Origin of the sequence: Psychromicrobium xiongbiense (genome assembly GCF_030271165.1) — a bacterium.
Classification (GTDB): domain Bacteria; phylum Actinomycetota; class Actinomycetes; order Actinomycetales; family Micrococcaceae; genus Renibacterium; species Renibacterium xiongbiense.
On sequence record NZ_JASSZH010000030.1, the window covers coordinates 1 to 23,996 of the forward strand.

Consider the following 23,996-nt stretch of genomic DNA (forward strand, 5'->3'; position numbering starts at 1 on the left):
GGTCCAGGACACCTGCACCCAAAACCCCACATCCTGGGGCTGCCCGGCACCTAAGACCGGCACCTGGCGGTGGATATTACAAGGAAAAACGGAGCGGGCGACGGGAATCGAACCCGCGTATCGAGCTTGGGAAGCTAGCGCTCTGCCATTGAGCTACGCCCGCATGGACCACTGGAAACCTCCAATGTCCGGATTTGAGTGTAGCGGATTTTCCCGGCATCGTGCGCTCAGACGGCGCTAACGCCTACGCTTGACCCTGAGAAACAGCAAAGGTTAGCGAGGGGAGCACCGGTGGGCAGGCGACGTCAGGCGCTCCGGGAGAACCTCGGTCGTAACGGTCAGGGCGTGATCAAGGAATTCCGGAACGGCGACGACGTCCTGCGGTCCAGTCTCTGGGGTGGCGAACGTGCCCGGACGGTGGTCCTGGTGCACGGCATCGGCATGGGTCAGCAATACTTCGGCCTGCTCCGCGAGGAGTTGCTCACCTCGTTCAATGTGCTCGCCGTGGATCTGCCGGGCTTTGGCGATTCGCCGGAGCCCGCGCAGGCTCTGACCATGTCCCAGCTTGCCAGCCTGTTGGCACAGTGCCTGAGGGAGCAGTATCAGGGGCCGTTCGTCGTCGTGGGTCATTCCATGGGAACGCAGATTGTGACTGAGCTTGCCGTGGCGCACCCGGAGCTGGTCTCTCACCTGGTGTTGATCGCGCCGACGGTGAACGAGCGCGAACGCACCATGTGGCAGCAGTGTCTGCGGATGCTCCAGGACCTCTGGGGCGAGTCCGCCTGGGTGATGCTGGTGGGACTGATGATGTACGCCAAGGCGGGTCCCCGGTGGTTCCTGAAGAACTTCCGGGCCATGCTGGGCCACCGCATCGAGGCGACGGCTCCGAAGATCACGGTGCCCACTCTGGTGATCCGCGGCTCTGAGGATCGGGTCTGCCCGCGGGGCTGGGTGGAATTTGTCGCCGGGTTGATCCCCGGAGCCGTCATGCTGGAGGCGGAGGGGCGCGGGCACGAGGCCATGATGACGGCAGCGGAGCCGGTATCCGGGATGATCGGTGAATTTGTGCGCGGCTGAATGCGCTACTTTATGACTGTGCTCATCTCCGACCGCGATATCCGAACCCAGATCGATGCCGGGCGAATTGTCCTGGATCCCTTCGAGCCCTCGATGGTGCAGCCGTCCAGCGTGGATGTGCGCATCGATAAGCTGTTCCGGCTCTTCGACAACCACAAATACGCGCATATCGACCCGTCCGAGGAACAGCCTGAGCTGACCCGTCTGGTCGAGGTGGCGGAGGACGAGCCGTTCATCCTGCATCCCGGCGAGTTCGTCCTGGGCTCCACCTATGAGCAGGTCACGCTGCCTGACGACATCGCCGCCCGGCTGGAGGGCAAGTCCTCGCTGGGGCGGCTGGGTCTACTGACCCACTCCACCGCGGGATTTATCGATCCCGGGTTCTCCGGGCATGTGACGCTGGAGCTGTCCAATATGGCCACGCTGCCGATCAAGCTCTGGCCCGGGTCGAAGATCGGCCAGCTCTGCTTCTTCCAGCTGTCCTCGCCCGCGGAGCACCCGTACGGTACCGGCGAATACGGCAACCGTTATCAGGGCCAGCGTGGCCCGACGGCATCGCGCAGCTACCTCAACTTCCATCGCAGCAGGATCTGACCTGCCGAGTGGTGACGTATGGCCCCTAAACACGCAGTTTAGGGCCATACGTCACCACTCGGCAGGTCATCGTGCGGCCGGTGACTTCACCGGGATGAGCAGCGCCAGTCCGGCCAGCAGCACGATCATGATGCCGGCAATGCCCCAGCGCTGCGCCCCGAACCAGGCGATGAACAGGGTGAACAGGCCCGGTGCAATGAACGATGCCGCCCGCCCCGTCGTCGCGTACAGCCCGTACAGCTCACCCTCCGCGCCCGCCGGTGCCAGCCGCCCCACAAAGGTGCGCGCCGAGGACTGCGCCGGCCCCACGAACAGGCACAGCAGCAGTCCGAAAATCCAGAACACCGTGGTGCCGGAGCTGAACAGGAGGATCGTTCCGGAGACCAGCAGCCCGGCCAGCGAGATGATGATGACGGTCTTCGGCCCCAGCTTGTCATCGAAATACCCGGCGGAGAAGGCCCCGATGGCGGCCACCACGTTCCCGGCGATGGCGAAAATCAGTACCTGCCCCTTGCTGAAACCGAAGGTCCCGACGGCGATCACCGCGCCGAAGGTGAAGATGGCGGCCAGCCCGTCGCGGAAGACCGCACTGGAGATCAGGAAGTAGAGCGTATGGCGGCGGGTACGCCAGAGCCGGGCGATGGTGCGGCCCAGCTCCAGGTAGGAGGCCAGGAATCCCACCCTGGCAGACCCGGCACCGGAAGATCTAGCACCTGAGGAACCAGTACGGACCTCGGGAACGGCCCAGAGCACCGGCAGCGAGAATACCGCGATCCACAGTGCGGAGAACAGCGCTACCACCCGGTACTTGAGCGTCTCCTCGGTGATCCCGAAGAAGCCCATCTGGGGCGCGAGCAGGCCGTAGTACAGGATCAACAGGGCCACGATGCCGCCCAGGTACCCGCAGGCCCAGCCGATGCCGGAGATCCGGCCGATGGTTTTGGGTGTGGAGATCTGCAGCAACATAGCGTTGTAGTTGACCGAGGCCAGCTCAGAGAACACGTGACCGGCGGCGAGCAGCCCGCAGCCGAGCAACAGGTAGCCCGGTTCCGGCAGAACGAAGAAACAGCTGCCGGTGAGCAGCACCACGATGCCGGTGTTGATGCCCAGCCAGAGCCTGCGCCGCCCGCTGTGGTCGCTGCGTTGCCCCGCGACCGGGGCGAGGATCGCGATCAGGAAGCCGGCGATGCCCAGGGCCGCACCCAGGACCACGGAGGCGTGGTCCGCGCCGCCGAAAATATCGGAGGTCAGATAGAAGGCCGTGAAAATGAACGTCGTCATCACCGCGTTGAACCCGGCAGACCCCCAGTCCCAGGAAGCCCAGGCCAGCACCTGCCCGCGGCCCACATGGGAGGGGCGGGTGGGCCCATGACCCAGCGCGGAGCCCAGCGGTGGGTTCAGTGCCTCAGGGTGCGGAGGGTTGCTCATGACCGTGATGATACTGGTCCCAGGTGCACTGCAGGTGATCCACCGCACAGAGCCAGCATGGAACCGCAATCCTGAGCGAAGCCTGTGGAGGGCATTGATAGACTGGATAAGCCCCCCGACCGAATCCACCTGACGGAGCCGATCGTGCTGCCAGTTCTTGCCCTGCACTTCGTAGTGGCTTTGGCAGCGCCCGTATTCTTCCGGGGAATCGGCAGGCTGCCCGGCCTGGGCCGCAATGGCTTCTACGTTCTGGCCGCCGTGCCGCTAGGCTCCTTCTTCTGGCTGCTCACGCAGCGCGAGGCCGCCTTCAGCACCAGCCCGCCCAGCCAGGTCGTGGAGTGGATTCCTGATTTCGGCTTGCAACTTGCTGTCCGCATGACACCGCTCTCCTGGGTGATGTCATTGCTGGTGCTCGGCATCGGCGCCCTGGTACTGGCCTATTGTGCCCGCTACTTCAGGCCCGATGACGCCGCCTTCCTCAGCCAGGGAGCCGGCTTCGGTGCCCAGTTGCTGGCGTTCGCCGGGGTGATGTTTGGCCTGGTGGTGGCCGACGACCTGATTCTGCTCTTCATCTTCTGGGAGCTGACCACGGTGCTGTCTTACCTTCTGGTGGGCTACTCGCGCACCAGAATCGCGGCCCGGCGCGCGGCTCTGCAGGCCCTGATCGTGACCACCTTCGGCGGGCTGGTCATGCTCGTCGGGCTGCTTATGCTGGCCCAGCACGGCGGCAGTTACCGGATCTCGGAGCTGATGGCACACCCGCCCACCGGCACCGCCATCGACGTGGCCATGGTGCTGATTCTGATCGGCGCCTTCAGCAAATCCGCGCTGGTGCCGTTCCACTTCTGGCTTCCCGGGGCGATGGCGGCACCCACCCCGGTCAGCGCCTACCTGCACGCTGCGGCGATGGTCAAAGCGGGCATCTACCTGGTCGCCCTGTTTGCCCCGGCCTTCGCGCACACGGCGTTCTGGCTGCCCATGGTCACCACCCTCGGTCTGGTGACCATGCTGGTGGGCGGCTGGCGGGCGCTACGTCAGCACGATCTGAAACTGATTCTGGCCTACGGTACGGTCAGCCAGCTCGGCTTCATGACGCTGGTCCTGGGTCAGGGGACCGAGGCCCTTGCGCTGGCCGGCCTGGCGCTGGTATTGGCCCACGGACTGTTCAAGGCGACCCTGTTCCTGGTGGTCGGCATCATCGATCACCAGGCCGGCACCCGGGATATCCGCATTCTCTCCGGCGTCTTCCGCTCCGCGCCCGCGCTGGCGGTGGTGGCCGCCGTGGGCGTCGCCTCGATGTCCGCCGTGCCGTTCACCGGTGGTTTTGTGGCCAAGGAGTCGGTCTTCGAGGGGCTGATCCAGGCGCAGGAGGCCGCGCACGATGGCGGCACGGGATACCTCTGGCTACTCATCGGCGTGGTGGCCGGCTCGGTGCTCACGGTGGCGTACAGTGCCCGGTTCCTCTGGGGCGGCTTTGCCCGCAAACTCAAGCCGGTTCACGAAGCTCCGGTCAGGAGCCGCGGCGGCAAGCGCAGTGGCATCAAAAAATCCGTGGCCACCGGCAAGCCGCATTTCCTGGCGCCGACGCCTTTCCGCAAAGTGCCTGCCGAGTTTCTGGCCGCCCCCGCGGTGCTTGCGGTGCTGACCGTGCTGTACGGGCTCTGGCCCCTCCCGGTGCAGGACTGGGCCTTGCCCTATGCGCAGCTGTTTGCTGAGGGCCACGGAACGGTCGATGCCGGTCACAGCGCCCCCCATCTGGCGGTCCTCATGCTCGGCCCGGCGCTCGCGCTGAGCGTGCTCACCCTGGGCCTCGGCCTGCTCCTGTTCTGGGGTCGCGTGCTGGTAGCCCGACTGCAGAGCCGTCTCTACCCGCTGATCGATGCGGAAAAGATCTATCGCGCGCTGATCGGCGGCCTGGATAACACCGCCATCTGGATCACCGGTCGCACCCAGCGTGGTTCGCTGTTCTTCTACCTGGCCGTCATTCTCTCCACCGCCATCGTGGTGGATCTGGTGGCCGCACTGGGGCCCGGCCGCCCGATGCCCGGGCTGTACCTGCTGGACCCGAACACGCCCGCGCAGCCGGTGGCCGCCATCGTGATCGTGATCGGCGCCGTCGCCTCCGCCCGTGCCAATAAGCGCTTCCTGGCGGTGCTGATGGTCTCGGTCACCGGGTACGGCATCGCCTTGATTTTCGCTTTCCAGGGAGCCCCGGATCTGGCCCTGACCCAGATGTTCGTCGAATCGATCATCCTGGTCGCCTTCGTGCTGGCCATGCGTGCGCTGCCACCCGAGCTGCGCTCCCGCACCCAGGGATCTCACCGGGCCATCCGGATCGTGTTGGGCGTGGCTTTCGGCCTGACCATGATGGCCGTGGCGCTCGTCGCGCTCGGCAGTCGGGTGGATGCGCCTATTTCGTTGCAGTTCCCTCGGCTGGCCTACGAGATCGGCGGCGGGCTCAACGCGGTAAACGTGACTCTGGTGGACCTGCGCGCCTGGGATACCTTCGGCGAAATCTCGGTGCTCGCCATCGCCGCCACCGGAGTGGCGAGTCTGATCTTCGTCCGCGACCGTGGGGCAGCCCTGCCGCGGGCGGCCAGCCTGGAGGCCGGGAGCGTGGGGCGGCGGCCGGTGCGCGAGGGCGACGACCGGGGAGCGGCTGCGCTCGCCGTGGCGCAACGCTTTGCCCGCGCTGGCCGGGACCCCTGGCTGGTGGCCGGCCGGACCCTGGCGCCGGAGCGTCGCTCGATCATTGTGGAAGTGGTGACCCGGTTGCTGTTCCACTCGATGATTATTTTCTCGCTCTACCTGCTGCTGGCCGGGCACAACTCGGCGGGTGGTGGCTTTGCGGGAGGCCTGATGGCCGGGCTCGCGCTGACGTTGCGCTACCTGGCCGGTGGCCGGGCGGAGCTGGCGGAGGCCACGCCGCTCGGTGCCGGGACGCTGCTGGGCTCCGGCCTCGGGATAGCAGCCCTCTCCGGAGTGGCACCGCTGTTCTTCGGCGGAAGCGTCTTCCAGAGCGCCATGGTGAAGTGGCAGCTGCCCTTGCTGGGGGAGTTCAAATTCGTCACCTCCACGTTCTTCGATGTCGGGGTGTACCTCGTGGTGGTGGGCCTGGTATTGGACGTGTTGCGCAGCCTCGGAGCGGAAATCGATGAGCGCGAAGAGGTCCGCCGGGAGAGCGAGCTGGCAGGTGAGCGCGGATGAGCGTGAATCTGACTCTGCTGCTGGTGATGGGTGTGCTGTACGCCGTGGGCATCTATCTGCTGCTGGAACGTAGCCTGACCCGCGTCCTGATGGGCCTGACCCTGCTGGCGAATGCGACCAATATGCTCCTGCTGCTCACTGGGGGCTATGCCGGCCTGGCACCGCTGTTGGGTGTCAAGGTGCCCGCGGGGAGCTACAACGATCCGCTGCCACAGGCGCTCATTCTGACCTCGATCGTGATTTCTTTCGCGGTGAGCGCCTTCATGCTCGGCATCATTTACCGCAGCTGGATGCTGGCCCGTCAGGATGAGGTCCAGGATGATGCTGAAGACCGGAAGGTCGCGGCCCGGGATCATTTCGACCCGGAAGAGGACACCGAGATTCCTGTGGAGACCACCGAGTTCGAAGAACCTCCACGGAACCGCGCACGAGCGAACAATCCAGGCTCGAGCAGACCACGATCGAACCAGCCACGGGGAGGGAAGCGAGGATGACCATCTTCACTCCAGCCTTCCTGACCTCGCTCATTCCGCTGGCCATTGTGCTGCCGTTCCTCGGTGCTGCCCTGGCCTTCCTGCTGATCCATCACACCCGTGCTCAACGTTTGGTCAGCGTCGGAGTGCTCGCGCTGACCCTGGCCCTGGAGCTGGGCCTGCTCGGACAGGTCTGGGAGGGGGGAACGCTCGCCGTGCACCTGGGTGGCTGGGCTCCACCCTGGGGCATCGTGCTGGTTGCGGACCAGTTCTCCTCACTCATGCTGGTGGTCTCCTCGGTCGTCGGCCTGGCGGTGCTCATTTACGCGACCGGGCAGGGTGCCGCGGATGGCGATGCCGAAGGCCCGGTCTCGATCTTCCACCCCACCTATCTGATCCTGATGGCTGGCGTGTCCAATGCCTTCCTGGCCGGGGATCTGTTCAACCTGTACGTGGGCTTCGAGATTCTGCTGACGGCGTCCTATGTGCTGATGACCCTGGGCGGCACCGGACCCAGAATCCGCGCCGGGGTCACCTATGTGGTGGTGAGCGTGGTCTCCTCGCTGTTGTTCCTGATCGCCATCGCGATGATCTACGGCGCCACCGGGAGCATCAATATGGCGGATCTGGCTGTGAAGCTGGGCCATCTGGACCCGGGAACGCAGACCCTGCTGCATGCCATGCTGCTGCTGGCCTTCGGCATCAAAGCCGCAGTGTTCCCGCTGAGTTTCTGGCTCCCTGACTCCTACCCGACCGCGCCCGCGCCAGTCACCGCGGTGTTCGCCGGCCTGCTGACGAAGGTCGGCGTGTACGCCATGGTGCGCACCGAGACCCTGCTGTTCCCACACAACAACCTTGACGGGCCACTCATGGTGGTGGCGCTGCTGACCATGGTGGTCGGCATCCTGGGTGCGCTGGCGCAGACGGATATCAAGCGTCTGCTTTCCTTCACCCTGATCAGCCACATCGGCTACATGGTGTTCGGTCTGGCGTTGTCCTCGGACCTGGGGATCGGTGCAGCGGTGTTCTACGTGATGCACCACATCACTATCCAGACCAGCCTGTTCCTGGTCACCGGCCTGGTGGAGCGGCGTGGCGGCACGACGTCGATCAGCAAACTGGGCGGTCTGGCCACCCTGTCTCCGCTGCTGGGCGTGCTGTTCTTCATCCCCGCCATGAACCTGGCCGGCATCCCACCGTTCAGCGGTTTCCTGGGCAAACTGGGCCTGCTCCAGGCTGGCATCGCTCAGAATGCACCGATGGCCTGGATTCTGGTGGTCGGCTCGGTGCTGGTGAGTCTGCTGACCCTGCTCGCGATCGCCCGGGTCTGGAACCGTGCCTTCTGGCGCAGTCCCGCCGAGGCGGAGGACCCGGAGCCGCAACTGACCGAAACGCTGGATGCCGCCGGGCGCCGGGCCGCGATGCCGCCGATGATGGTTGGCCCGACGATCGGGCTGGTGGCCTTCGGCCTGCTGCTGACCGTGATCGCCGGACCGCTGGTGCAGGTCTCCGATCATGCCGCGACCGAAATGCTCAACCGGGCCTCCTATGTGCAGGCGGTGCTGGGGCCGGACAGCGCTCAGGCGTTGCAAAACGGCCCGGACCCCATGCCTCACTCCCAGGACAGCTCCCCTTCCCAGGGCGGTGACGGCCGATGACGAAAGCCAAGCACTCGCTCAAGCAGGAGCTGCCGCTGCTCATCTGGCTGGTGGTGGTCTGGGCAGCCCTCTGGCGGGACTTCAGTGTGGGTAATCTTCTGCTCGGTGCTCTGATCGCTGTTGGCGTGACCCGGATGTTCTATCTGCCGCCTGTGCAGCTCAGCGGCAGGTTCAACCTGGTCTACGCGCTCGCCTTCGCCGGGATCTTTCTCTGGAAGGTGGCGGTGGCCAGTGTGGTGGTGGCCTGGACCGCGATCACTCGGGGCCCTCACGTGGTCAATGCCGTGGTGGCCGTGCCGCTACGGAGCCATTCAGACCTGATGATCACCGCGGTGGGTCACGTCACCTCACTGATTCCCGGCTCCCTGGTGGTGGACGTGGACCGGATGAACTCCACGCTCTACCTTCACGCTCTGCAGGTGCGCACGGACGCCGAAGCGGAGGCGGTGCGCAGTGAGGTCCGCGGGGTGGAAGCCTGGTTGATCCGGGTGATGGGTACCCGGGAAGAACTGGCCCAGATCCGGGCCGAGGCCGCTCTGGCGGACCATGGACGGCCGATCTCCGGGGGAGTGAACTCATGACCGTGTTCGGCGTTCCGCTCAACGCCCTGGTGCTGGTGGTGGTAGGCGTCATCCTGAGTCTGGCGGCACTGGGGGCCATCTACCGGATTGCTGTGGGGCCCTCGCTGCTGGATCGGGTGCTGGCCGCTGACGTTCTGCTGATCATCTTCGCCTCGGCGTTGGCCACGGATATGGCGCTGAACCGGCATCTGGATAATCTGGCCCTGCTGGTCGGCCTGACGCTGATGGGGTTCATCGGCTCGGTGACGGTGGCCAGGTACGTGGCGGATCGGCGGAAACCATGAACTGGAACGATGCCGCTGACCTCGCGGCAGCCGGGTGCCTGGTGGCGGGTTCGCTGTTGTCCCTGGCGGCCGCCATCGGCCTTCTCCGCTTCCCGGACCTGCTGAGCCGGATGCACGCTGCCACCAAGCCGCAGGTGCTGGGACTTTTCCTCTTCCTGCTGGGCGTCGCGCTGCAGCTGCGCTCCTGGGCGCTGCTGCCGATCCTGTTGATCGCCTGGCTTTTCCAGCTGCTGACGGCACCGGTCTCTGCCCATATGGTGGGCCGCGCCGGCTACCGGACCCGGCATCTGCACAAGGAGACGCTCAGCCGGGACGACCTCGATGCCGTCGTGGAGGAGGCTGCCCGCTCCGAGGATGCGGCATCCTGACGCCCGTCCTGTTTCTTGTGGTAACGCTGTGTAATGCTACACTCGATTGCTGAAGTTCATTGTGGGGGATGAGTTTCTGGTGGCAGCCTGACCCAGGATTGGCTGGTCGTTACCAGGGGCGATGTCAGAGAGTCGGGGGACACTCTTTTGGTCACGGTATTGATGCGCCACCGGCGTACGCCAGTTGCTGTTCGTTTGCGTTCGGGCGTTGCCTTCTTGGCCGCGTCTCTGACTCTTGGTCTGGCGCTCGTCGTCCCGCCTGCCGCGGCGTCCTCGGCCGCCACACCTGCGGTTGCGCCCATGGCCTCGGTGCCCGCGACGCAGAACCCGGTCTCCTGCCCGCCCGCCATCTCCCTTGCGAATGGCGACTTTGAGCAGCCCGCGCTGACCACCAACTACACCCAAATTTCGCAGAGCCAGGTGCCGGGCTGGAAAACCACCGCCACTGACGGGCTGATTGAACTCTGGAAGAGTGGCTTCCAGGGTGTTTCCTCGAATACCGGCAACCAGTTTGCGGAGCTCAATGCGACCCAGGCTTCGGCGCTGTATCAGGACATCCCGACGGTGCCGGGTCAGACGGTCCAGTGGTCTCTGGCCCACCGCGGGCGGCAGAGCACTACAGTGCCCGATGTGATGGCCGTCAAGATCGGGGCGCCCGGTGGACCTCTGAGCGTGCAGGCCAGCCCCAGCGATACCAAGTCTGCCTGGGGGCTCTACTCCGGTCTGTACACGATTCCGGCCGGACAGACCGTGACTCGGTTCCAGTTCGAGGCGATCTCCTCCGCAGGTGGGGACAAGAGTATCGGCAACTTCCTGGACTCTATCCAGTTCGGCAACCCGGCCTGCGTAGTCGCCTCCAAGACGGTGACCAACCTGAGCGGCCACAGCCCGGCCCAGGTGGGCGACGTGCTGCAGTACTCGGTCAGCGCGAACAATGCCGGTGGGCTGAACGCCCCGCAGACGGTGCTCAGTGACGCGATCCCTGCCGGAACCACCTATCAGCCGGGCTCGCTCAGCATCACCTCCGGCCCCGGAACCGGAGCGCTGACCGATGCGACGGGCGACGACCGTGGTGAGTATCAGGCGGCAGGGAACAAGATCGTGGTGCGGTTGGGCGATGGCGCCACGGCGAGCAAGGGCGGAAGCCTGGCACCCGGAGCGAGCAGCACTGCCACCTTCCGGGTAGTGGTCACCACTGCTGCAGCCAACAATTCCGTGCAGAACGTTGCGACGGTGGACTACCGGGACACCATGAACGGCGTGAACAAAACGGCCACCTCGCAGACCACCGATACCCCGGTGGGCCCCGCGGCAGATGTTCAGGTGGTCAAAACGCTGGTGACTCAGACTCTGGTGGCAGGCAGCCCCGTCCAGTATTCGGTGGTGGTGACCAACAACGGGCCACAGCCTGCCACCGATGTCACGGCCAGCGACAATGTGCCCAGCGCCATCACCGGAGCAAGCGCCCGGATCGACGGTGGGAGCAGCTGCCCGTTGAACGGATCGACGCTGAACTGCGCCATCGGAACGCTGGCCGTCGGGGCGTCGGCCACCATCACCGTGAACGGAACTCTTGCGGCCAGCACCGCTCCGGGGAGCACCGTGACCAATACTGCGACGGTTTCTGCGAATGAATTCGACTTTGTGCCGGCCAACAACACGTCCTCGGTCAGCACGGTGATGTTGAACCCGCAGCTGGGCATCATCAAATCGGCGGGAGCCGTGCAGGATGCCAATGGTTCCGGGCGCGTCGACGCCGGGGATACCCAGCTCTACACCTTCCTGGTGACCAACACCGGCACCACCGTGATGAACTCTGTGACGGTGAACGATCCGAAGATCGGCACCGTCAGCTGCCCCTCAGCCTCACTTACCGTCGGCGCGAGCATGACCTGCACGGGCAGCTACACGCTGACGCAGGCCGATCTGAACACCGGGTCGGTCACGAACACCGCCACCGCCACCGGAACGCCGCCCGGCGGCACTCCGGTCACCTCGCCGCCCAGCCAGATCACCACGCCGCTGCCGCAGACCAGCACCTTTACCTTCGCCAAAGGCGCGGCCGCACCGGTGGACAGCAACGCCAGCGGCCACATCGATGCCGGTGACACCATCGGTTACACCTTCACCTTCACCAATACCGGTAACACGACGCTTTCTGCGCCGGGTGTCACCGATGCCGTGGTGGGGGCAGTGAGCTGCCCGAACGTTCCGCTTGCCCCGGGAGCGACGGTGACCTGCACCGCCGGCTACACGATCACTCAGGCGGATATGGACGCCGGGAAGCGGGACAACTCTGCCACCGGCACCGTGACCGTGCCCGGTGGCGGGACCAGCACCTCCACGCCATCGACCACCAGCACCCCTCTGGCCAGTGCATCCTCAGTGACGGTACAGCCACCGTCGGCCGTGGAGCCGCAGGATGCGCTCGCCTCCACAGGCGTGGCAGATCTGTGGCTCGGCTGGCTGGCCTCCGGGCTGATCGGGGCGGGAGCTTTGCTCCTGGCGGCTGGCTGGCGTCGTCGCATGGCCTTTGCGACGATGAGCAACCGATGACCGGGACCCTGAAGTAGGGTGGAGCCATGAGCCTTATTATCAAACTCCTGGCGGCAGCAATCAGCTTTGGTGCCGGATTTGCGGCCAATAAGCTCGTGGACACGGTGTGGACCAAGACCACCGGTAATGCCCCGCCCAAGGACAGCGAGAACCTGGAGCACAGCCTGCGCTCGGCGATCATCTTTGCCGTGGTTTCCGCCTCGGTGGCGGCGATCATCCAGACGCTGACCTCCCGGGGCACCCAGCGCGCCATCGCCAAATTCAAGAACACCCGCGATCTGACCTGAGCATTCTGTTGGCCGGCTTACGCCGTTTTGGTTAGGCAGCCCGGCGCAGCCGCAGCACGAGCGCGAACAGCGACAGCGTGATGACAACAGCACCGTAGCCCAGGCATACCGTTCCGAGCCCGAGTGGGGTCACCAGAAGACCTGCCACGACTGCCGGAATCCCGAAGGCGAGATAGGCGAGCAGGAAGATCGCCGCGAAGGTATCCGCGCGTGCGGTGGCGGGGATACGTGGAGCGAGGGTTCCGACCACGCCGAAGAACGCGGTGCCGAAGCCCATTCCGGTGACAGCGACCGCAATGAGATAGGCGGGCAGCGACGTCAGGGTGAGGGCGAACAGCGAGAGTGCTGTCCCCAGGGCAAGGGCCGCGGTGCCGAAAATCGTGATCGTCCGCGGCGAGCGGTGACGGATGATCAGCGCGGTGACTGCGCCGGTCCCTGCGAGCAGTGCAACCGACAGCCCCTGCCAGAAGTGAGCGGTACCGCCGAGCTCACCGCGCACGATACTGGCACCGAGGGACAGGAACAGGCCCCCGGTTGCCCAGCCGGCAACAATCGCCGGGGCTGAGCGCCAGAAATCGGTGCGGATGCCTGCTGGTAATGACAGGCGGAAGCTCAGTGAGGCCCAGGCGCCGGGAAGACGGGGCGCGGTCTCCGGGACGCTGAAGAACAGAACAGCAATGGCCAGGTAGGCCACGGTGAGCGGAGCGAACACTGCCACGAGGGCATCAGGTGCCGCGTCGAGCGCGATGCCGGAGAGGAAAGCTCCGAGGGAGAGGCCGATTCCGGGGCACAGCGCGTTCCAGATGGCCGCGATACCCGGCCGTGAGCGTGGAGCGAGATCAAGGACCGCTGCGGACAGGGCGGAGATCAGTAGCCCGCTCGCCAGACCCTGGACGAGGCGTGCGAGGATCAGGACCATCACGGACCCGGCATTCCAGAACAGGATCATGCTGACTGCCAGCAGGAGGAATCCCGCGATGATCACCGGGCGGCGCCCCAGGTGATCCGAGAGCGAACCGGCGGTCAGAAGAGCGAGCATGAGTGCGACGGCGTACACGGCAAACACTGTGGTGATCATTGTTGCGTCGAATCCGAGGCGTTGTGCGAGCGCCGGGTAGAAGGGCGAGGGGGCGCTTGCGCCGATCATCATCATGATCTGCGCCGCAATCGCGAGGATGAACCCGTATCGGGTCGGCGTCGCGGGCCCGGTGAGGCCCTGAGCTCTGGCTTGTGCCTTGACCCGAGACTTGATGGGGGAGAGCGTGGTGGGCTCGGTGCTCATGAGTTCTCCTGATGGTTCGATGCCGGCTTTGGTTCGAAAATCATCGAACAAAACGGAGCCTACTCGCTCACTTCTGATAGTTCAAGTATTATCGAACTATGCATGTGGTTGCCGATCTTCCCCATCCGGAGCGCTCCGACATCGAGCTCACCTCGGTCCTGTTTGCCCTGAGTGATCCGGAACGCCTGGCGATCGCCCGCCAACTCGTCGATGGGCCGATGGACATGGCGGCCTGTCATTCGACCAACCCCAACCTTCCCAAGTCGACCAAATCGCATCTGATGAAGGTTCTGCGTGAGGCTGGCGTGATCCGCAACGAGGCCAACGGCAGGCAGCGTCTGCTGAGTCTGCGTCGCGAGGATCTGGATGTCCGGTTCCCCGGCCTGCTGGACGCAGTGCTGGGTGCGGGCCCGTCAAAGTTTTGAGCACTTACCGGCGTTTCGCCGCCGCTGGACCCCGGAAATTCAGGGTTCTCTGGGCCCCAGAGGGTAGTAAGTGCTTAAAACTTTGACGGCCTCCGCGAGCGGGCATGGTGCCGGTACTCCCGAGGCCCTACAATCATTGAGTTACACACGACAGGGGAGCGTCAGTCCCATCCCGGGGCCGGACGCTGAGAGTGCGGTTTCCGCAGACCCTCGAACCTGCTCCGGTTAGTACCGGCGAAGGGAGTCGAGTTCTCTTCGGTGCCGCATACCTGCGCGGTGCCGCCCCTCCTTATTCAAGGAGGAAACCTCATGGCTGAATCAGCCGCAACACCCACCACTCAGCGGACCTCACGATGGCGCGTGGTCGACATCGTGGTCGCCTCAGTCCTCGCTGTGGCCGTCGGCGTTATCTTCTGGGCCTGGTCCGCAGGCTACGGCATCATCGCAGCGATCACCGCGGTGTTCCCCCCGGTTGGTGGCCTCTACGGTGGTGGTTGGCTCATCGCCGGCGTCATCGGCGGCCTGGTGATCCGCAAACCCGGCGCCGCAATCTACTGTGAACTCGTCGCCGCTCTGGTGGAGGCGCTGCTGGGCAGCAGCTTCGGCCTGGCCGTGCTGCTCTCCGGCCTGGTACAGGGCCTGGGCGCCGAGATCGGGTTTGCCGTCTTCCGCTACCGGAATTTCCGGTTGCCGGTTGCCTTGCTGGCGGGCGCGCTCTCCGGCGTGATGATGGGGCTCAACGACTCGATCGTCTCCTACCCGGAATGGGAGCTGGTCTGGAAGGTCGTCTATGTGATTTTCGGCGCCATCTCCGGAGCCGTGATTGCCGGACTGCTCTCCTGGCTGGCCACTCGCGGCCTGGCCCGGACCGGTGCGCTGAGCACGCTCGCCTCCCGGAACGCCGCCAGGGAACCGGTGATCTGAGCGATGGCGCTCGCAGCCGGGCGCGGTCCGGTTCCCGCACGGATCAGCGCCCGGGGCTGGGGATGGCAACATTCCACCCGGGCCGCTCAGGCCGTCGCGGATCTGGACCTGGACATTGCGCCCGGTGAGCGGGTGCTGCTCCTGGGGCCGTCCGGCGCCGGGAAATCCACGCTGCTGCATGCTCTGGCAGGGGTTCTTGGCACGGACGATGACGCCCAGGAGTCCGGCTCGCTGCTGATCGATGGGCTCCCGGTGGTGCAGGCGCGCGGCCGGGTGGGCCTGATGCAGCAAGACCCGGATTCCCAGGTGGTGCTCTCCCGCATCGGCGATGACGTGGCCTTCGGGGCGGAGAATCTGGCCGTGCCGCGGGAGGAGATCTGGCGGCGGGTTCCGGCGGCGCTGGATGCCGTGGGTCTGCAGCTTCCGCTGGATCATCCCAGCTCCATGCTCTCCGGCGGGCAGAAACAACGTCTGGGCCTGGCCGGCATGCTGGCCATGGAACCCGGACTTCTGCTGCTCGACGAGCCGACGGCGAATCTGGATCCTGCAGGCGTGGTGGAGGTGCGTGATGCCGTCCGGCGCAGTCTTGATGCCACCGGCGCCACCTTGCTGGTGGTGGAACACCGGGTTTCGGTGTGGCTGGAGGTGGTGGACCGGATCGTGGTGCTGGCACCACACGGGTCTATGGCTTCCACCGGGACGCCGGGCGGCGTACTGCTGGACGGGCCGCCGGAGCAGGTGCTGGCCCAGGGGCAGGCGCTGCTGAGCCGGGCTGGCGTCTGGGTTCCGGGATTCATGCCGCCGGTGCGGCAGCGGGTGACGGCCCGCAGTGCGGCTCCCGGGAGCTCGCTGCTGATGGAAGCCACCGAGCTAGCCGTCTCCCGGCAGAAAAGACGCCGCGGGCACCCGGTGGAGCCGGTCGCCATCGTGCCCTCGGTGAAGCTTTTCGCTGGGCAGGCGTTGAGCGTGACCGGGCCTAATGGGGCCGGGAAGTCGACGCTCGCTCTGACGCTGGCCGGGCTGCTGCCCCCGCTCAGTGGGCAGGTGCGGGCCACCGGCGAACTGGCCCGCGGCGCCGGGGCAAACCCGCTGCGCTGGCGTGGCCGGGACCTGGTCAGCAGGATTGGCACGGTGTTCCAGGAACCGGAGCATCAGTTCGTCACCGGCAGCGTCCGGGAAGAACTGGCTTTTGCGCCGCGGCTGCTGGCCCGGCATGGCCTGGTTTGGGCCACCGGAGCCGGGACCGAGCGCGGGGTCGATGAGCTGCTGAGTCGGCTGAGGCTGGACCATCTGGCGGAGGCGAACCCCTTTACGCTCTCCGGGGGCGAGAAACGCAGGCTCTCGGTCGCCACCGTGCTCAGCGCCAGCCCGCAGCTGCTGGTGCTGGATGAGCCGACCTTTGGCCAGGATGCCAACACCTGGGCCGAGCTGGCATCCATGCTGACCGAGTTGCTCGATGCCGGCGTCGCGGTGCTCAGCGTGACTCACGATGAGCAATTTTCCCGGGTGCTGGCAGGGGAGAACCTCAGGCTGGATTCTCAGGCGTCGCCCTCTGCGGACACTCAGGCGGTGCCACGATGATCGGTGAGATGGGGACCGCAGCCCGGAGCCCTGCCTGGTTCTCGCGGGTCAACCCGCTGGCCCAGCTGGCGGCCGGTCTGACCATCACGGTGGCCCTGCTGATCAGCGTTGACTGGGTCTCCGCCACGGCGGCGCTGCTGCTTGAAGCTGCGATGCTGCCGCTGACCGCGTTGAGTGTGGCAACCTTCCTACGGCGCGGCTGGCCTATTCTGGTCGCTGCAGCGGTTGGCGGCTATGGCACGGCGCTGCTCGCTCCTAAAACCGGCGATCTGGTGCTCAGTCTGGGCCCCGTAGTGCTGACCACCGGCTCGCTGACCGCCGGGCTGGCCATCGCCCTGCGCGGGCTGGCCATTGCGCTGCCGGGCGTCATCGTGCTCGCCAGCACCGACCCGACCGATCTGGCGGATGCGCTGGCACAGAAACTGCATCTTCCGTACCGTTTTGTGCTCGGGGCGCTCGCAGCTCTGCGCCTGGTGGGCCTGCTGGTGGCCGAATGGCAGGTGCTGGGTATGGCGCGCCGGGCACGCGGCATGGGTGGGCGGTCCGGGGTGCGGATTGGGCTGAAAGCTTCTGCTGGCCAGGCGATGGCGCTGCTGATTCAGGCCATTCGCAAGGCCACTCGGCTCGCGGTCACCATGGAGGCAAAGGGTTTCGGAGCCGGTCCGCGGACCTGGGCGCGGGAATCGGTGTACACCCCGCGAGACTTCTGGGTGGTGCTGGGCGGGGTGCTCATTGCGGCGGCGGCCGTGACGGCGTCCCTCATTACGGGCCACTGGAACCCGGTCTTCGCCTGAGGCCCCGCCCCTCGTACAACTCCCCGCCCAAACAACCCAACTGAGTGGCAGCACTTGTCGAAAAATGGCCGATTTTGTGCAAGTACTGCCACCCAGTTGGGGCGCTGGGCCTACTGCCTCGAGAGACCCGCACTGAACGTGCGAAGTGCAGGAGAGGCCGGGGAGGGACTTGGGGCACGACGACGTCGACACCGCGGGGGCGTAACGCAGGTTGGGATGGAACGGGCGAGGCGCGCCGGCCTCGGGGCGCGTCTGTAACCCAGCCGGTGGCCGCACCTGACGACGGCACCGTGGAGATCGTGCTTTCCGCCGCATCTGAGGACTTCGACGGCCAGTCGAAGATTGAGTGTGCACTTTTGCAGGGTTAACGCGGCAATCACCCTGCAAAAGTGCACACTCAATGAGCAGCCTCGGTCGCGAAACTGCCCGCGAGCAAGCCTCCCGTCCAACGTACGTTACGCCCAACTGAGTGGCAGCACTTGTCGAAAAATGGCCGATTTTGTGCAAGTACTGCCACTCAGTTGGGAGGAGGGGAGAGAGAAGAGGGGGGAGGGGTGTGGGGCTACCGGGGGAGGGTGCGCACCGACTCTCGATGAATGATCGGCATGGGCAGCAGCTCGTGCGCGAGTTCGCGGTTGCCGAGCAGCATCTCGACGCCCAGCCGCGCCATCTGCTCATAGGGCAGGCGTGCTGTGGTGAGTCCGGGGCGGACGAGCGAGGCGAGCTCCTCGTCATCGAAGGACGCCACTGACACGTCGTCGGGAACCCGCAAGCCGCGTTCCGCCAGGGCCTGGTAAACGCCGAATGCTACGCCGTCGGTACCGGCGAGGATCGCCGTGAGATCAGGATGGGCGTCCATCATGTGGTGTGCCTGTTCGAAGCCGAACGGGGTCCGCCAACCGCTCATCTCCGCCTCATAGGCGCGGACTCCGCGCTCGGCGAAGGCATCGCGGATTCCGGCAAGGCGACGTGCGATCGTCACAGACCGCCGCGGGTCCGCCGCGATATAAGGAACGTCGCCAATAAAGCCGATGCGCGTGTGCCCGGCGTCCAGCAGCAGGGACGCCATGGCGTGCCCCGCTGTGTATTCGTCGGGGAGCACGCTCGGCAGATCTTCCGGTGTGCGCCCATTGACGATGACGACGGGCACACCGCGCGGCGGGCTGGGAACGTCGACCATGCGGGCGGCCATCAGACCGACGATCACGCCGTCGACCCGCCGACCGATCATCTCGTCGAAAGCAGCGGACATCTGGGTCAGGTCGTCACCGGTTTCAGCGATCAGAACGGTATGGCCGAGTTCTTTGGCTGCCCGAAGGGTGCCCCGCACCATGGCCGACGCAAAACGGGTGATCGTGACCTGGTCAGAAATGAATCCGATGGAACGGGTCTTACCGGAACGCAGACTCTGCGCGGCGGGGTTCGGCTTGTAGTCCAGCTGCGCGGCGGCCGTGCGGACGCGCTCCACCGTTTCGGCGGAGAGCCGGGAGGGTCTGTCATTGAGAATCAGGCTGACCGCGGTCTTCGACAGGCCGGACAGGCGGGCGACATCGGCCAGCGTCGGTCTCCGGGTCGCAGGCATCGTCTCAGCCTCCTTTTCTCTCCACTACAGCCTAACGGATGAAGTCACGAAGGTGAATCAATTTATCCAAAGTACTTGCGCGCTCCGAGAGGCGGGTGTTAGTTTGTGTTAAATCGGTTTAACACCTGAACGCGCACACTCCGTGCGGACCGATTCGTTCTCAAGGAGGAGAAAGTAATGGCACCTGATTTCAGGCCTGTCATGGGTCGGCGTGATCTGCTGCGCTTCGGAGGCTACGGCCTCGCGACGGCGGCTTTGCTCGGCACAGGAGCGAGCCTCGCCGGCTGCGCACCGAACAGCGGAGGTGGCGGATCCAACACCGGCACACTGACCATGTTGTACTTCGGCGACCAGAAGGCCGCCACCACGCTGCAGGATGCACTGCAGCCCAATGTTAAGAAGATCGACAAGGACCTCACTCTGAAGGTCACAGCGATCAACGGCACCGACTGGAACGACTTCCTGGCGAAAGTCCTGACACTGATCGCCTCGGGGCAGGCCCCCGACATCGTGAGTGTCGCGACAGAAGGCCTGCAGCTTATGGCGGGCAAAGATCTCATTGTGCCGCTGGACGACTACGTCACCAAGGATATGTCCACCCTGAAGTCCAGCTACTTCAACGACATTCACCCGGCGCTGGTCGAAGCCATGATGGTCAACGGCCACCTGTACAACATGCCGGACAGCTTCAACGCGGGCAGCATGTTCTTCAACAACGACGTGTTGCAGAAGGCTGGCGCGAGTGCACCGGCAGCGGGCTGGACGATGAACGATTTCCACAACACTGCTGAGAAGGTCAAGGCCGTGGGTGGCGACATCCTGCCGTTCGACTGGGTAGTGCGCCTGTGGGGCAGCTGGACCTCGTTCCTCTACGCGAACGGTGGCAATCTGCTCGAAGAAGGCAAGTACGACGGCGGCGACTGGCTGTGGGGCAAGGCCTACGACGCCGGGAACCCGGCCATCGCTGGCCGCAAGGGCGGCTGGAAGTGGGGCGCGCCGACGGCGAACTCCGCGGCCTCCGTCGAAGCCTTGCAGTACGTCATCGACCTGCAGAAGGGCGGCTACTCGCCGTCCCCCGATGTCGGAGGCGGCTCAACCCTGCAGGGCCTGTTTGCCTCAGGCCGTGTCGGCATGACGATCGGTGGCGGTTTCTGGGCCGGCGGTCTGCACAACGCCGGCATGAAGGACGGCAGCTTCGACGTACAGGCCTTCCCGACCTGGAAGACCAAGAAGTCCTTGTTCGGTACGGGCGGTTACTCGATCTTTAAGTCTTCGCAGAAGAAGGACGCGGCCTGGGAGGTCGTCAAGATGATGATCAAGCCGGAGAGCTTCGACATCATGTTCCCGGGCAACGTCACCACCTCGGGGCGCAAATCGCTGATGACCGCGGACCGGTACAAGACCACGGGACCGAAGAACTGGTCGGTCTTCTATGACCAGCTCGACGGATCCGTGCCGATCTCGGCACCGTCGTACTACAACGCCCTCGCCACTTCGCTGAACCAGCGGACCACCGAGGCCATCTCCTCCGGAAACGCCAAGGCGGCTCTCGACTCCATGCAGAGTGACCTGGAGAAAGCCGCGAAAGGCAGCTGATGAGCACCGTAGCCAGCAATGAGCGCGCATCGAAGCGCGCGACATCGCGCGAGGCTAAGCTTCCCCGGCCCGTCCGTCGCCCTGGTGCGCGGCGGACGGCCCGGCGGGAGGCGGTGTTCGGTTTCGCGATGATCAGCCTCGCGATGCTCTTCGTGACGGTCTTCACCTTTGCCCCGATCCTGACCTCGCTCGGCCTCTCGTTCTTCGACTGGGACGTCATCTCGCCGCCCACCTGGGCGGGTCTGGGGAACTACCAGCGCTTCTTCTCTGACGGGCCCGTGCTGCAGTCGTTCGGCGTCACCATCGGCATGGCGATTGCGATCGTCGTGCTCCAGTTGGCACTCGGGCTGTTTCTCGCGGTGCTCGTCAACCAGCGCACCTCGAAATTCGGCCGTACCTTCTTCCGGACAGCGTTCTATCTGCCCCTGCTGGCCTCCACCGCCTCGGTGGCGATCTTCATGGGCTATCTGTTCGACAACAAGTTCGGTGCGATCAACTACTACCTGGGCCTGCTCGGCATCGGCAATGTTCCATGGCTGACCAGCCCGTTCGGAGCCCAGGTGGCGATCGTCCTGATCGTGGTCTGGCAGCAGGTGGGCTTCACCTTCGTGCTGTTCGTCTCGGCGCTGATGGCCGTTCCCACCGACGTCCTCGAGGCCTCCTCGATTGACGGTGCCGGCCCGCTACGGACGCTGTTCCGGATCAAGATCCCGCTGATCAGCCCGACGATCCTCTTCGCAGCGGTCATTGCCATGATCAACGCGATGCAGCTCTTCGACCAGCCCTACGTTATGACGAAGGGCGGCCCGGGGACCGCGACGACGACGGCGACGATCTCGATGTACCAGAACGGCTTCCAGAATCTGCAGTTCGGCTACTCCTCGGCGATCTCCATTGTCCTCCTGCTGCTGATCCTGGCGATCACCGGCTTCCAGTTCATCGCTTCCCGGAAGGTGGTGTTCTATCAATGAGCGCAGCCACAACCATCGATGTGGGCGGCAAGGGTTCAGCGGGGCTCACCTCCCGAAAGCGTCAACGAGTGTTCAGCATCGGCAAGATTGCGGGCCTCGTTACCCTGATCATCGCCGCGGTGTTCGCCCTGGGCCCGCTGCTGTGGGCCTTGACCACCTCGCTGCGCAGCCCTGCCGACGCTTTCACCAACCCACCGCAGTGGATTCCGTTCAATGCGGATTTCAGTAACTACGCGGCGGTGTTCGAACAGATCCCGATCGGCCAGTTCTTCCTCAACAGCGTGGTCGTGACCCTGCTGATCGTCGTCGGTCAAACGGTGACCTGCACGCTCTCCGGTTACGCCTTCGCCATGATCTCCTTCCCTGGTAAGAACTGGATCTTCGGGGCGTTCCTGGCCACCATGATGGTGCCGATGCAGACGATCATCATCCCGGTGTTCCTGATCATCAAAACCTTCGGACTCACCGACAGCCTGGGCGCTCTGGTGATCCCTGCGCTGGGCAGCGCCTTCGGCACCTTCCTGATGCGGCAGTACTTCATGCAGATGCCGCGTGAACTCGGTGAGGCAGCGCGCATCGACGGCGCCAGCCAGTGGGGTGTGTTCTCACACGTGTATGCACGAATGGCGGCACCGGCGATCTCGACCCTCGCGATCCTGAACTTCTCCGGATTCTGGGCTGAGTTCTACCGACCGCTGATCTTCCTGCAGTCGCAGAGCAACTTCACGCTACCGCTGGGACTGGTGGGGCTTCAGGGCAACCTCGGCACCGGATCAATCTCGGTGGTGCTTGCCGGTGTGGTGATCGCGATGATCCCCAGCGTGCTGTTGTTCATCGTCGCACAGCGCTACTTCATCGCCGGTGTTACAGCAGGCTCCTCGCGATGACCGAAGTACCGGTGTTCCATCGGCCCCCTTCGGGCTGGGTGGGCGACGTCATCCCCGCGCAATACGATGGCGTCATCCACCTCTGGTACCTGCATGACGAGCGCACCGTACCCGCACCGGGCATGCCGTGGCGGCTGGTGACGACGGAGGACTTCGTCACCTTCACCGACCACGGCGAGCAGATGCCCTCGGGTGGCGCGGAGGCCGAGGACTTCAATGTCTACACGGGCTCCGTCGTCCAGGGCCCAGACGGCCTGTGGCATCTTTTCTCCACCGCGCAGAACCCTCTGCGCACCGATGCGGATGGCCGCCCGCTCCAGCTGGTTGCTCACGCGACCAGTGCGGAGCCGGGCGGCCCCTGGCAGAAGCACCCCGAGCTCACCTTCGGAGCCACCGAGGGCTACGAGACGGGCGACTGGCGCGATCCCTTCGTGTTCCACGACGGCTCGACCTGGCGGATGGTGCTCGCAGCGCGGCACACTGACGGACCCGAGAGGCGTCGCGGCACGATCGCGCAGTTGGTCTCGGAGGACCTGCTCGCCTGGACTCCGGTGGCACCTCTCTGGGACCCGCGCCGGTTTGTCGCTCACGAGTGCCCGGACGTGTTCCAGTGGGGCGACTGGTGGTACCTGGTGTACTCCGAGTTCACCGACACCTTCTGCACCCGTTACCGGATGGCCAGCTCGCTGGACGAGCCGTGGACCGCACCGGATGACGACGTGATCGACACCCGCGCCTTCTATGCGGCCAAGACCGTGGAGCGGAACGGCCGGCGGTTCTTCGTCGGCTGGATCGCCACCCGGGAGGGTGCCACCGACGACGGCGCCTGGCAGTGGGCGGGCACGATGGCGGCGCTTGAGGCCGTGCAGCGCCCGGACGGGACACTCGCTTTCCGGCTGCCCCGGGAGTTCGTGGCGAGCTTCACCGAGCCGGTGGCGGCTGGTCTCCCTGAGCTGCCGCTGACGCTGGCCGCCCAGGATTCCTACCGTTGCGTCGTCGGCAGCACCGATCTTCCCGAGGCGTTCCACGCCCGGGCGGAGATCGACGTGGCCCCCGGCACCGCCACGGTGGGGCTGCTGCTGCGCGCGACGCCGGATGGTGACCAGGCCGGCATCGTGCAGCTTGAGCCGCGGCGCGATCGGGTGATCTTTGATCGCTGGCCCCGGACCCGCACGGGAACGGAGCAGTGGCAGATCTCCGGCGACGTTCCGTTCGAGTTTGAGCGGCCGGTCCGCCTGGCGGAAGGTCGGCACACCCTCGAGGTCGTCACGGACGGCGAGATCGTCATGGTCATCGTCGACGACGAGGTGGCACTGAGCACCCGCTTCTACGCGCGCGCTGGCCACCGGATCGGCTTCTTCGTCAGCGACGGAGAAGCCTCGCTCGCGTCCCTCATCATCACCCGGCGTTGACCGCCGCATTCCGGACCAAGGAGAGAGCA

Annotated in this window: 21 protein-coding genes, 1 tRNA gene and 1 riboswitch; of the genes, 18 read left to right on the forward strand and 4 right to left on the reverse strand. The window is 65.4% G+C overall.

Annotated elements, in window-relative coordinates; all coding sequences use genetic code 11:
* Positions 1 to 92: 92 nt before the first annotated feature.
* Positions 93 to 163 (reverse strand) — tRNA-Gly (locus QQM37_RS11205).
* Between the two features lie 128 nt (positions 164 to 291).
* On the opposite strand from QQM37_RS11205, the gene QQM37_RS11210 reads away from it, so the two are divergent.
* Both QQM37_RS11210 and dcd read left to right on the forward strand, forming a co-directional pair.
* Entirely contained in the window at positions 292 to 1,077 is a 786-nt protein-coding gene (locus QQM37_RS11210; protein ID WP_285727501.1) for an alpha/beta fold hydrolase, read from the forward strand.
* 18 nt (positions 1,078 to 1,095) lie between these two features.
* On the forward strand, positions 1,096 to 1,671 hold the full coding sequence (gene dcd, locus QQM37_RS11215) for a dCTP deaminase (RefSeq protein ID WP_285727650.1): 576 nt from the start codon (positions 1,096 to 1,098) through the stop codon (positions 1,669 to 1,671).
* A gap of 66 nt (positions 1,672 to 1,737) precedes the next feature.
* On the opposite strand, the gene QQM37_RS11220 is transcribed toward dcd, so the two are convergent.
* Entirely contained in the window at positions 1,738 to 3,099 is a 1,362-nt protein-coding gene (locus QQM37_RS11220) for an MFS transporter (RefSeq protein WP_285727504.1), read from the reverse strand.
* Positions 3,100 to 3,243: 144 nt separating this feature from the next.
* Here QQM37_RS11220 and QQM37_RS11225 point away from each other — a divergent pair, with 144 nt between their 5' ends.
* The 8 genes from QQM37_RS11225 to QQM37_RS11260 all read left to right on the forward strand — a co-directional run bounded on the left by QQM37_RS11225 (position 3,244) and on the right by QQM37_RS11260 (position 12,513).
* A complete protein-coding gene (locus QQM37_RS11225) occupies positions 3,244 to 6,306 on the forward strand; it encodes a Na+/H+ antiporter subunit A (protein WP_285727506.1) in 3,063 nt (1,020 codons plus the stop codon).
* The gene (locus tag QQM37_RS11230; protein ID WP_285727508.1) at positions 6,303 to 6,800 is read left to right on the forward strand and encodes a Na(+)/H(+) antiporter subunit C; all 498 of its coding nucleotides are present in this window, start codon (positions 6,303 to 6,305) and stop codon (positions 6,798 to 6,800) included. The genes QQM37_RS11225 and QQM37_RS11230 overlap by 4 nt, the downstream gene beginning before the upstream one ends.
* Positions 6,797 to 8,437, forward strand: a complete 1,641-nt coding sequence (locus tag QQM37_RS11235; protein ID WP_285727510.1) for a Na+/H+ antiporter subunit D — start codon at positions 6,797 to 6,799, stop codon at positions 8,435 to 8,437. Before QQM37_RS11230 ends, QQM37_RS11235 begins: the two co-directional genes overlap by 4 nt.
* Complete coding sequence (locus QQM37_RS11240; protein WP_285727512.1) at positions 8,434 to 9,018, forward strand: Na+/H+ antiporter subunit E; 585 nt, start codon at positions 8,434 to 8,436, stop codon at positions 9,016 to 9,018. The genes QQM37_RS11235 and QQM37_RS11240 overlap by 4 nt, the downstream gene beginning before the upstream one ends.
* Positions 9,015 to 9,302, forward strand: a complete 288-nt coding sequence (locus QQM37_RS11245; RefSeq protein ID WP_285727514.1) for an MrpF/PhaF family protein — start codon at positions 9,015 to 9,017, stop codon at positions 9,300 to 9,302. Before QQM37_RS11240 ends, QQM37_RS11245 begins: the two co-directional genes overlap by 4 nt.
* Positions 9,299 to 9,670, forward strand: a complete 372-nt coding sequence (gene mnhG, locus QQM37_RS11250; protein ID WP_285727516.1) for a monovalent cation/H(+) antiporter subunit G — start codon at positions 9,299 to 9,301, stop codon at positions 9,668 to 9,670. Before QQM37_RS11245 ends, mnhG begins: the two co-directional genes overlap by 4 nt.
* 216 nt (positions 9,671 to 9,886) lie before the next feature.
* Positions 9,887 to 12,226: a DUF7507 domain-containing protein gene (locus tag QQM37_RS11255; protein WP_285727518.1), complete on the forward strand. Its 2,340-nt coding sequence runs from the start codon at positions 9,887 to 9,889 to the stop codon at positions 12,224 to 12,226.
* Positions 12,227 to 12,252: 26 nt separating this feature from the next.
* Entirely contained in the window at positions 12,253 to 12,513 is a 261-nt protein-coding gene (locus tag QQM37_RS11260; RefSeq protein WP_285727520.1) for a DUF4235 domain-containing protein, read from the forward strand.
* A gap of 31 nt (positions 12,514 to 12,544) precedes the next feature.
* Here the strand turns inward: QQM37_RS11260 and QQM37_RS11265 are convergent, their stop codons facing one another.
* Positions 12,545 to 13,795: an MFS transporter gene (locus QQM37_RS11265; protein ID WP_285727521.1), complete on the reverse strand. Its 1,251-nt coding sequence runs from the start codon at positions 13,793 to 13,795 to the stop codon at positions 12,545 to 12,547.
* Positions 13,796 to 13,893: 98 nt separating this feature from the next.
* On the opposite strand from QQM37_RS11265, the gene QQM37_RS11270 reads away from it, so the two are divergent.
* From QQM37_RS11270 to QQM37_RS11285, 4 genes are all read left to right on the forward strand, one after another.
* On the forward strand, positions 13,894 to 14,220 hold the full coding sequence (locus QQM37_RS11270) for an ArsR/SmtB family transcription factor (protein WP_285727523.1): 327 nt from the start codon (positions 13,894 to 13,896) through the stop codon (positions 14,218 to 14,220).
* 142 nt (positions 14,221 to 14,362) lie between these two features.
* A riboswitch (TPP riboswitch) is annotated at positions 14,363 to 14,480 on the forward strand.
* A 49-nt stretch (positions 14,481 to 14,529) separates the two neighbouring features.
* Positions 14,530 to 15,144 carry an ECF transporter S component gene (locus tag QQM37_RS11275; protein ID WP_285727525.1) on the forward strand — a complete coding sequence of 205 codons (615 nt, stop codon included), beginning with the start codon at positions 14,530 to 14,532 and terminating at the stop codon, positions 15,142 to 15,144.
* A 3-nt stretch (positions 15,145 to 15,147) separates the two neighbouring features.
* A complete protein-coding gene (locus tag QQM37_RS11280; RefSeq protein WP_285727527.1) occupies positions 15,148 to 16,725 on the forward strand; it encodes an ABC transporter ATP-binding protein in 1,578 nt (525 codons plus the stop codon).
* On the forward strand, positions 16,722 to 17,519 hold the full coding sequence (locus QQM37_RS11285) for an energy-coupling factor transporter transmembrane component T family protein (RefSeq protein WP_285727529.1): 798 nt from the start codon (positions 16,722 to 16,724) through the stop codon (positions 17,517 to 17,519). The genes QQM37_RS11280 and QQM37_RS11285 overlap by 4 nt, the downstream gene beginning before the upstream one ends.
* A 562-nt stretch (positions 17,520 to 18,081) precedes the next feature.
* On the opposite strand, the gene QQM37_RS11290 is transcribed toward QQM37_RS11285, so the two are convergent.
* Positions 18,082 to 19,101, reverse strand: coding sequence for a LacI family DNA-binding transcriptional regulator (locus QQM37_RS11290; protein ID WP_285727532.1), 1,020 nt, complete (start codon positions 19,099 to 19,101; stop codon positions 18,082 to 18,084).
* 177 nt (positions 19,102 to 19,278) lie between these two features.
* On the opposite strand from QQM37_RS11290, the gene QQM37_RS11295 reads away from it, so the two are divergent.
* Genes QQM37_RS11295 through QQM37_RS11310 form a run of 4 tightly spaced genes read left to right on the forward strand, consistent with a single transcriptional unit; the run spans position 19,279 to position 23,967 of the window.
* Positions 19,279 to 20,697: an ABC transporter substrate-binding protein gene (locus tag QQM37_RS11295; RefSeq protein WP_285727534.1), complete on the forward strand. Its 1,419-nt coding sequence runs from the start codon at positions 19,279 to 19,281 to the stop codon at positions 20,695 to 20,697.
* Complete coding sequence (locus QQM37_RS11300; protein ID WP_285727536.1) at positions 20,697 to 21,668, forward strand: carbohydrate ABC transporter permease; 972 nt, start codon at positions 20,697 to 20,699, stop codon at positions 21,666 to 21,668. Before QQM37_RS11295 ends, QQM37_RS11300 begins: the two co-directional genes overlap by 1 nt.
* A complete protein-coding gene (locus QQM37_RS11305; protein WP_285727538.1) occupies positions 21,665 to 22,555 on the forward strand; it encodes a carbohydrate ABC transporter permease in 891 nt (296 codons plus the stop codon). The genes QQM37_RS11300 and QQM37_RS11305 overlap by 4 nt, the downstream gene beginning before the upstream one ends.
* Positions 22,552 to 23,967, forward strand: a complete 1,416-nt coding sequence (locus QQM37_RS11310; protein WP_285727539.1) for a glycoside hydrolase family 32 protein — start codon at positions 22,552 to 22,554, stop codon at positions 23,965 to 23,967. The genes QQM37_RS11305 and QQM37_RS11310 overlap by 4 nt, the downstream gene beginning before the upstream one ends.
* Positions 23,968 to 23,996 lie beyond the last annotated feature (29 nt).